Origin of the sequence: Leclercia sp. 1548, assembly GCF_050435045.1 — a bacterium.
GTDB lineage: Bacteria > Pseudomonadota > Gammaproteobacteria > Enterobacterales > Enterobacteriaceae > Enterobacter > Enterobacter adecarboxylatus.
The window spans coordinates 128,356-137,936 of sequence record NZ_JBNDJP010000010.1 but is presented as its reverse complement, the minus strand read 5'-3'; the positions used below and the strand labels follow the sequence as shown (position 1 = coordinate 137,936).

Below are 9,581 nucleotides of genomic sequence, written 5' to 3'. Positions count from 1 at the left end.
GTTCATCTCTGAAGCCTGCTGTCACGGCGGTTTGTAATCCGTTGTTCCGTGTCAGTGGAGGCGCATTATAGGGAGTTCTTCGGCAGTGACAAGAGCTAATTTAAAAAAATCTTTCAACCGTCTTTTTTTTGCTCAAAAACGTGCTACAGCGCTAGTTTTTCGAGCGTTTCGAAGCCGTAACGATGTAAAACGGGTAAAAGTTGCTCAGTCTCAGCGGTCAATGCCATGCAATAAGCAATATTCGCGTCGGTAGATTTCGCATCTGGCGCTTCATGTTCAAGCAGCCATGCGGTGCGACGGGCAATAGCTGCCCCTGAGTCTACCAGTCGGGTACCTTCCGGCAGTACGGCAAGCAGCTCGTCCTGCAATAAAGGGAAATGCGTGCAGCCGAGTACAACCGTATCTGGCGGCTCCTTCATACGCAGCCACGGGCGCAGAACGCGGCGCAACTCTTCCAGTGATACCGGTTGGCCGTGCAGTTTTGCTTCGGCCATCTCCACCAGCTCGGCTGAACCTAGCATCGCGATCTGACATTCATTGGCAAAACGTTCGATCAGCTCGCGGGTATAAGGACGCTTAACCGTCCCGCGTGTTGCCAGTAGCCCTACCACGCCATTCGCCGTCAGGCGTGCCGCAGGTTTAATCGCCGGCACCACGCCGACAACCGGGAACGGGAATTTTTCGCGTAAGGCTGGAAGGGAAACCGTACTCGCCGTATTACAGGCAATCACCGCCAGAGCGAGAGGGTAATGCTGTTGTACAGCAGTGACGATTTCAATGACGCGCTCGACAATAAAGTCTTCGCTCTTTTCCCCATACGGAAAAGCCACGTTATCGAATGCATAGATGTAATGAAGATCCGGCAGTAAATGCCGAATCTCATCATAGACTGAAAGCCCACCGACACCGGAGTCAAACACCAGTACGGTGGGACGTGGGTCAGAAGGTGTAGCTGCCAGACAAGGTGTATTCCCGTCCTGCAGTTTCGTAGCCATAAACTGTCTCGTAGTCTTTATCGAACAGGTTGGCGATTTTACCACGAACTGTAAGGTGAGAGGTGACAGGATATGAAACTGCGAGATCCCACAAACTGACCCCACCCATTTTCACGCGCTCTGAGGTGAACGTATCAGGATTGTACGCCACGTCATAACGGGTGCCCAGGTAACGGTAGGCCAGATTCCAGTCGAGATCCCACACCTGGGCATCCAACTGGTACTTCACCTGCTGCTTAGAACGGCGGGCCAGCACCTCGTTGGTTTTGGCATTGCGCGGGTCAACATAGTCATAAGAGATCTGATGTCCCACCGGACCGGTATCAAACTGCGCCGTAGCTTCGATACCTTTAATGCGCGCTTTATCGACGTTGTAGTAGCGGAACGTACGCGGGTCGCTGCTAATCAGGTTGTCGATATCGTTACGATAACCTGATACGCGCCAGGTGACCGGGCCGGTCAGCCCCTCGAAGCCACCTTCCCACTGCTTGCTCTCTTCCGGCTTCAGGTCCGGGTTGCCATAGCTCGCGCTGTGGATCTGGCTCATGGTCGGCGCTTTATAGGCTGTGCCGTAGGAACCGATGATCCGGTAACCGTCGATAAACTCCCATCCGGCGCTGGTCTGCCAGGTGCTATGGTTACCAAAGTTAGAGTTATCATCATTACGTGCTGCGGCTTCCAGGGTGACGCTATCAAACTGCTGCATGGCAGACAGGAATACCCCGGTGTTGCGCTGCGTGTAGCCTTGATCCAGATAACCTGTTCCCGCCTCGGTTTTTTGTTTCTGCCAGTCCAGACCCGCGCCGATATTGCCGTGGCCAACCGTCACGGTGTTCAGCCATTGAGCGGTGTACTGCTTAACGTCATCCGTAGTGGCAGAAGAAGCATAACGGCCTTTGCTCGGATCATAGTTCTGGTCTTTACTGCGACCATACCCGCCCACCAGTTGGGTCTGGTAGATCCCCTGGTTATAGCGCAAACCGGTATCCCAGTTCTGGCTATACAGCTGGCGCGTGTCCGGCAGGCCATCGACCATAAAGTTAGCGTCATAGTGCTCATAGCCGTCATACGCCGTGCGGTTGTCATAACCCAGTCCCCGCACGAAACCGCTCAGGTTATCGGTGATCTGCTGCTCAACCGAGCCAAACAGCGACTTACTCATAAAGCCGTCACGATCGGGCTGGCGTGGCGCATCCGCCGCATCGATATCAAAGCCGCGGGTATAGGTATAGTTGCCGCCGAGGGTGATTTTGGTTTTATCCAGCACCTGCTGGAAGGAGCCATCGTAAGATTGATAGCCTTTCGAGCCGACGTCGGCAGTGATTTCAGCGCCTGGCTTGTCCCGGCCGGTGATGATGTTAATCACGCCGCCAATGGCATCCGAGCCATAGAGGGCCGAACGCGGGCCGCGAATGTATTCGACACGTTGAATGAGTGAAACGGGGATTTGGCTGAGATCCGGTGAGTTACTGATGCCGGCGTTATTCAGTGGAATGCCGTCGATCAATATCAGCACATGACGGGATTCCGTTCCGCGAATAAAGGTAGAAGAGTTGGCACCCATGCCGCCGCTTTGGGCGATATCCACACCCGGTAAGCGTGACATGATTTCAACGACGCTTTTTGCCTGCCAGCGTTCAATATCTTCCCGGGTCACAACGGAGCTAGGGGCCAGAACGGTGTTAGCAGGTTGAGCAACACGGTTAGCCGTTACGACCAGCGCGTCTGCGCCAGATTGCGCCCAGCCCGAAAATGCCGTGACGGAAAGCGCCGTCAACAGCGATACTTTTTTTATCATTGTAAAAGCATCCACAATATAAGAAGGATGCCGCAGGCCTCACCCATAGCACGCGATGATGAAACCAAATGCGACGTAATTCCGGCAGGTCTTCGGGCTAGGTGGCTTTATAAGGATGAAGACTTCCCATTTTCACAGTGTCTACAGCTCTCATCCCGCCAGTCTTTACCGCTGCGCGTCAGCTCCAGATTTGCACTGGATTCCCTTTTCACTCTCAAGAGACCGGAAACATAATGCTACATTTAGACACGTATAGATGTCCAGACTGCTGTTAACCATTAAGGCTGGACATCCCCTGTACAATCCCTACAATCCCCGCGTAATTCATCATCAATCAGGAAGCATCATGACCCCCGAACACCTCCCGACAGAACAGTACGACGCGCAACTGGCAGAGAAAGTCGTCCGTCTGCAAAGTATGATGACGCCTTTTGCTGCGCCTGCGCCTGAGGTGTTCCGCTCCCCGGTCAGTCACTACCGTATGCGTGCCGAATTCCGCATCTGGCATGACGGCGACGACCTTTATCACATCATCTTCGATCAGCAGACCAAAAGCCGTATCCGCGTGGACAGTTTCCCGGCGGCCAGCGAGCTGATTAACCAGTTGATGACCCTGATGATGGATGGCGTGCGTAATAATCCGCTGCTGCGCCATAAGCTGTTCCAGATTGACTACCTCACCACCCAAAGCAATCAGGCCATCGTCTCGCTGCTGTACCATAAAGCGCTGAATGACGAATGGCGCCAGGCCGCAGAAGCCCTGCGTGATGCACTGCGTGCGCAGAACATCAACGTGCATCTGATTGGCCGTGCGACAAAAACCAAAATCATGCTGGATCAGGATTTCATCGATGAGCGTCTGCCGGTGGCGGGCAAAGAGATGATTTATCGCCAGGTGGAGAACAGCTTTACGCAGCCGAACGCGGCGATGAACGTGCAGATGCTGGAGTGGGCACTGCATGCCACTGAAGGTTCAACCGGCGATCTGCTGGAACTGTACTGCGGTAACGGTAACTTCTCGCTGGCGCTGGCGCGTAACTTCAATCGCGTTCTGGCTACCGAAATTGCCAAACCGTCGGTCGCTTCCGCCCAGTACAACATCGCGGCTAACCACATTGATAATGTGCAGATCATTCGGATGTCGGCGGAAGAATTTACTCAGGCGATGAACGGCGTGCGGGAGTTTAACCGTCTGCAGGGGATTGATCTGAAGAGCTACCAGTGTGAGACGATTTTCGTCGATCCACCGCGCAGTGGGCTGGACAGCGAAACCGAGAAGATGGTGCAGGCGTACCCGCGTATTCTGTATATCTCCTGTAACCCGGAAACCTTATGCAAGAACCTGGAAACATTAAGCCAGACGCACAAGGTTGAACGCCTGGCATTGTTCGATCAGTTCCCGTATACGCACCATATGGAGTGCGGTGTGTTACTGACGGCCCGGTAAATCGTAATGCCGGGTGGCGCAGCGCTTACCCGGCCTACAAACACATCTTACTCTGGCAGCTGCTGTTTACGGTTGCGCATTTTAAAGCCGATCCAGAACACCAGCGCCACCGACAGCACCGCAGGCAGGAAGTTAGAGCCAATGTCCGGGTACTCTGCACGCACTACGGTGCTATACAGCAGGACGCCCAGCACAAAGAACGCCGCCGACAATGCCGGTAACCCCACCGGCATGGTGCGATTCTGATAACGCTGATGCAGACAGTATACCGTCAGCACCAGAGAGATCATCGGGAAAACCGAAAACGGCACAATAGAGCTAAAAATCGCTGCAAACGTACCGTTAATGGATAAGCCAGCGATCAATGCCAGCAACAATGTTCCTTTATCCTGTCCTGTCTGTTTCATTACTCACCTTTCACTCATCGGATTGATGCGCCAGTTTTTCTTGTTCACGGCGATACCAGTAATAAGCCCCTTTAGAGATCATCCGCAGTTGCAATACCAGTCGCTCTTCAAGTTGTTTGCGTTGTTCAACGCTCACATCCAGTGCTTCGGCGCCCGCACTGAAGACTATTGTCACCATCGCCTCGGCCTGCGCTTCAGTGAAGGCGCGCGGCATATGGTTTTCGAGTTCAAGATAGTCGGCAAGTTCCGCAATAAAATGCTGAATCTCACGCGCCACGGCGGCACGAAACGCGGCCGACGTACCAGAGCGTTCCCGCAACAGTAAACGAAACGCGTTGGGATTGTTGCCGATAAACTCCATAAAGGTGGAAACGGAGGTGCGGATCACGCTGCCCCCTTTAGCAATACGCTGACGCGCCTGGCGCATCAGCTGGCGGAGCATCAGCCCGCTTTCATCCACCATGGTCAGACCCAGTTCATCTACGTCACGGAAATGACGATAGAAAGAGGTAGGCGCAATCCCGGCTTCGCGTGCGACTTCGCGCAGGCTCAGACTGGCAAAACTTCGCTCGGCACTCAGTTGACTGAATGCCGCTTCTACCAGCGAACGCCGGGTTTTCTCTTTTTGTTGTGCTCTTACGCCCATCACGATAGTTGAATCCTTCCAAAGGCCCGCTGGCACTATACCAGAGAATAAAATTAATCGGTTTACCTGGCTTACAGAATGACGCTTTCCATGTTGTTTGTGCTCCATCACGCGAAAAGAGCACAACGATAATTGGGTTATCCCGCCAATGATGTTACTATTCTGTTGCTTTTATGTATAAGAACAGGTAAGCCTTACCATGTCACATTCCTACGATTACGACGCAATAGTTATTGGTTCCGGCCCTGGCGGCGAAGGCGCTGCTATGGGACTGGTTAAGCAAGGAGCCAGAGTCGCGGTTATTGAGCGCTACCATAATGTTGGCGGCGGTTGCACCCACTGGGGCACCATCCCTTCTAAAGCCCTCCGCCACGCTGTCAGCCGCATTATTGAATTCAACCAGAACCCTCTTTACAGCGATCACTCCCGTCTTCTCCGTTCATCATTTGCCGATATCCTGAACCACGCTGATACCGTTATTAATCAGCAGACCCGTATGCGTCAGGGCTTTTATGAACGTAATCACTGCGAAATTTTGCAGGGTAACGCCCATTTCGTGGATGAACATACGCTGGCGCTGGAGTGTCATGACGGTTCCGTTGAGACCATCACCGCCGAGAAGTTTGTGATCGCCTGCGGCTCACGCCCGTACCGTCCGGCAGATGTGGATTTCTCCCATCCGCGCGTCTACGACAGCGACTCCATTCTGAGCCTGCACCATGAGCCGCGCCACGTACTGATTTACGGTGCCGGGGTGATCGGCTGTGAATATGCTTCCATCTTCCGCGGCATGAACGTCAAAGTTGACCTGATAAACACCCGCGACCGCCTGCTGGCGTTCCTCGATCAGGAGATGTCCGACTCTCTCTCGTACCACTTCTGGAACAGCGGCGTGGTGATTCGTCATAACGAAGAGTATGAGAAGATCGAAGGCTGCGATGATGGCGTGATTATGCACCTGAAGTCCGGCAAAAAGCTGAAAGCCGACTGCCTGCTCTACGCTAACGGTCGTACCGGTAATACCGATTCTCTGGCGCTGGAAAACATCGGCCTGACCACTGACAGCCGCGGGCTGCTCAAGGTCAACAGCATGTATCAGACCGCCCTGCCGCATATCTATGCTGTAGGTGACGTCATTGGTTATCCAAGCCTGGCGTCGGCCGCTTATGACCAGGGGCGCATTGCCGCTCAGGCGCTGGTGAAAGGTGAAGCGACGGCGCATCTGATTGAAGATATCCCGACCGGCATTTACACCATTCCTGAGATCAGCTCAGTCGGGAAAACCGAACAGCAGCTGACGGCCATGAAGGTGCCTTACGAGGTGGGTCGCGCCCAGTTTAAACATCTGGCGCGGGCGCAAATCGTCGGGATGAGTGTGGGTACGCTGAAGATCCTGTTCCATCGCGAGACGAAAGAAATCCTCGGCATTCACTGCTTCGGTGAACGTGCGGCGGAAATCATTCACATCGGCCAGGCGATCATGGAGCAAAAAGGTGGCGGTAACACCATCGAGTATTTTGTTAACACCACCTTTAACTACCCGACCATGGCAGAAGCCTATCGGGTTGCGGCGCTGAACGGCTTAAACCGCCTGTTTTAACGCACTGTCGAAACGGCCATCCATCGAACTGCGGATGGCCTCTGCCAGCTGCTCATAGCGGCTGCGCAGCGGCGACCCTGGACGATAGACCAGGCCAATAGTACGACGCGGCTCCGGCTTGATGCACGGCAGATAAACCACCCCGTCACGGCGACGCTCTGGCGGAACGGACAGCGCTGGCAGCAGCGTAATACCACTCCCCGCCGCCACCATGTTACGCAGCGTTTCCAGACTGGTTGCGCGGAAGTGGGTATCTTCATCGGCACCCGCTTCAAAACAGAAGCCCATCGCCTGATCGCGCAGACAGTGACCATCTTCCAGCATCAGCAGCTTTTCACCGGCCAGATCGGCCATCGGTACGCGATCGCGGTTCGCCCACGGGTGATCCTCATAGATCGCCAGCATCATCGGTTCATCAAACAGCGGGACTTCGATAAAGGATTCACTCTCTTTGACCAGCGCGAGGATCGCGCAGTCGAGTTTGCCGCTATCTAATTGCGCCAGCAGCTGATGCGTTTGCGCTTCATGCAGGTACATTTCGAGTTTTGGGAAGGTCTGATGCAGCATCGGAATAATTTGCGGCAGCAGGTACGGGCCAACGGTAGGGATCAGGCCAATATGCAGCGGGCCGGACATCGTCTCCCCCTGCTGGCTTGCCATTTCCTTGAGCACTTTGACCTCGCGCAGCACGGTGCGCGCCTGATCCACCAGCAGAAGACCTGCCTGGGTGAACAGAACCTTACGACTGGTGCGCTCCAGCAGCATCACACCAAGTTCGTCTTCCAGCTTACGGATCTGACCGCTAAGCGTAGGCTGACTGACGTGGCAGGAATCTGCCGCGCGGCGAAAATGGCGGTGTTCAGCTAATGCAACCAGGTATTCAAGATCACGAATATTCATTATTCATCCTCCGTCGCCACGATAGTTCATGGCGATAGATAGCATAGCAATGAACGATTATCCCTATCAAGCGTTCTGTTGAATAATGCATCACAGAGACGAAGCGGCACTGATTACCCTTGAAGTCCTGCCCGTCTAACGAGTTTTTCTCAAAGCTCGAACAACTAAAGCCAACGTGAACTTTTGCGGACCCCGTGGTCCGCTTTTTTTTGCGTTAAAAAACGGGATAAAAGCAAAATGGCAACCGAAGTTGCCATTTTTAGGGTGTGCTCTATCAAACTAAAGGAAAGAGCCGGGGTGGGGCACCAGCCCGCACGCATTAAAGCAGACGGGTTTTTGCATCTGCAATGGCCTGCGCCACCTGCTGCGGCGACACGCCGCCTTTTGCCGCACGCTTATCCAGGCACGACTGCAGCGCCAGGATGGGGTAAACATCATCGCCAATCACGTTGCTGAATTTCTGCAGGTCAGCCAGAGATAAATCTTCCAGCGGTTTACCCTGACGAATGGCTTCCACCACCGCTTCGCCCACAATATGGTGCGCTTCACGGAACGGCACGCCTTTGGCGACCAGGTAATCCGCCAGCTCGGTGGAGTTGGCATAGCCCTGCTGAGCCGCTTCCTGGCAACGCGGACGCTTCACCTGAATGCCGTCCAGCACCAGCGCCGCCATATGCAGACAGTCCAGCCAGGTGTCGAGCGCGTCGAACAGCCCTTCTTTGTCTTCCTGCATATCTTTGTTGTACGCCAGCGGCAGCCCTTTCAGGGTCATCATCATGCCGGTCAGTGCACCCTGCACGCGGCCACACTTGCCGCGGATCAGCTCCAGCGCATCCGGGTTTTTCTTCTGCGGCATCAGGGAAGAGCCGGAGGTCACACGATCGGACAGCTCCACAAAACCGGCTTCGCCAGAGTTGAAGAAGATCAGGTCTTCGGCGAAGCGCGACAGATGCACCATACCGATTGACGCATTTGAGAGCAGCTCCAGCACATGGTCACGGTCGGAGACGCTGTCCAGGCTGTTGCGGGTGGCAGAAGCAAAGCCCAGCCAGCCGGCCAGCTGCTCACGGTCGATTTCATACGCCGTACCGGCCAATGCGCCGCTGCCCAGCGGGCTAACGTCCAGACGCTTTAAGGCATCCTGCAGACGACTCTCATCACGCGCCAGCATCTCAACGTAGGCCAGCGACCAGTGAGCAAAGGTGACAGGCTGCGCACGCTGCAGGTGGGTATACCCTGGCATCACCGCGTCCTGGTTGTTTTGCGCGGTTTCCACCAGCGCGCTCTGCAGTTGACGGTTCGCCGCCAGCAGTTCTACCACGGTATCTTTACACCACAGCTTCAGGTCGGTCGCCACCTGGTCGTTACGGCTCCGGCCAGTGTGCAGCTTTTTACCTAACTGGCCGACTTTGTCGATCAGTTTACCTTCCACCCAACTGTGAATATCTTCGGCATCGCTCTCGAGGATTTGCTGCGGGTTCAGACGTACCTCTTCCAGCAGGTTGTTCAGCGCCTCTTCCAGCTGCAGCTGTTCGTCTGCGGTCAGCACGCCAACGGTGACCAGCGCTTTGGACCAGGCCACAGAGCCGACAATATCCTGCTCGGCCAGGCGGTAGTCGAAGCGCAAAGAGTCGTTGAACTGTTTGAACCGTTGATCCGCTGCCTGGGTAAAACGCCCACCCCAAAGTGCCATAACATGCTTCCTTTATTCGTTAGTTCTGCCGGGTGGCGCTACGCTTACCCGACCTACGGTCTTGTCGGCCCGGCAAGCAGAGTGCCGCCGGGCAT

At 54.8% G+C, this 9,581-nt stretch carries 8 protein-coding genes and 1 riboswitch; of the genes, 2 read left to right on the top strand and 6 right to left on the bottom strand.

Going from position 1 to position 9,581, the window contains the following annotated elements; translation table 11 throughout:
• Positions 1-143: 143 nt before the first annotated feature.
• Together murI and btuB are read right to left on the bottom strand one after the other, a co-directional pair.
• Positions 144-995 (bottom strand): glutamate racemase, encoded by an 852-nt coding sequence (gene murI / locus ABIE02_RS21570; protein ID WP_032615226.1) that lies wholly within the window; start codon positions 993-995, stop codon positions 144-146.
• Complete coding sequence (gene btuB / locus ABIE02_RS21565) at positions 940-2,793, bottom strand: TonB-dependent vitamin B12 receptor BtuB (protein WP_230431070.1); 1,854 nt, start codon at positions 2,791-2,793, stop codon at positions 940-942. The genes murI and btuB overlap by 56 nt, the downstream gene beginning before the upstream one ends.
• A gap of 66 nt (positions 2,794-2,859) precedes the next feature.
• Positions 2,860-3,035: riboswitch (cobalamin riboswitch) on the bottom strand.
• A gap of 104 nt (positions 3,036-3,139) precedes the next feature.
• Here btuB and trmA point away from each other — a divergent pair.
• Positions 3,140-4,240: a tRNA (uridine(54)-C5)-methyltransferase TrmA gene (gene trmA / locus ABIE02_RS21560; protein WP_032615230.1), complete on the top strand. Its 1,101-nt coding sequence runs from the start codon at positions 3,140-3,142 to the stop codon at positions 4,238-4,240.
• A gap of 47 nt (positions 4,241-4,287) precedes the next feature.
• Here the strand turns inward: trmA and ABIE02_RS21555 are convergent, their stop codons facing one another.
• Both ABIE02_RS21555 and fabR read right to left on the bottom strand, forming a co-directional pair.
• Positions 4,288-4,647 carry a YijD family membrane protein gene (locus ABIE02_RS21555; RefSeq protein ID WP_032615232.1) on the bottom strand — a complete coding sequence of 120 codons (360 nt, stop codon included), beginning with the start codon at positions 4,645-4,647 and terminating at the stop codon, positions 4,288-4,290.
• Between the two features lie 10 nt (positions 4,648-4,657).
• Positions 4,658-5,296: an HTH-type transcriptional repressor FabR gene (gene fabR, locus ABIE02_RS21550; RefSeq protein ID WP_032615233.1), complete on the bottom strand. Its 639-nt coding sequence runs from the start codon at positions 5,294-5,296 to the stop codon at positions 4,658-4,660.
• Positions 5,297-5,492: 196 nt separating this feature from the next.
• Here fabR and sthA point away from each other — a divergent pair, with 196 nt between their 5' ends.
• The gene (gene sthA, locus ABIE02_RS21545; RefSeq protein WP_032615234.1) at positions 5,493-6,893 is read left to right on the top strand and encodes a Si-specific NAD(P)(+) transhydrogenase; all 1,401 of its coding nucleotides are present in this window, start codon (positions 5,493-5,495) and stop codon (positions 6,891-6,893) included.
• Here sthA and oxyR read toward each other — a convergent pair.
• Entirely contained in the window at positions 6,876-7,793 is a 918-nt protein-coding gene (oxyR, locus tag ABIE02_RS21540; protein ID WP_032615235.1) for a DNA-binding transcriptional regulator OxyR, read from the bottom strand. The genes sthA and oxyR overlap by 18 nt on opposite strands.
• A 319-nt stretch (positions 7,794-8,112) precedes the next feature.
• Positions 8,113-9,486: an argininosuccinate lyase gene (gene argH / locus ABIE02_RS21535; protein ID WP_032615236.1), complete on the bottom strand. Its 1,374-nt coding sequence runs from the start codon at positions 9,484-9,486 to the stop codon at positions 8,113-8,115.
• Positions 9,487-9,581 lie beyond the last annotated feature (95 nt).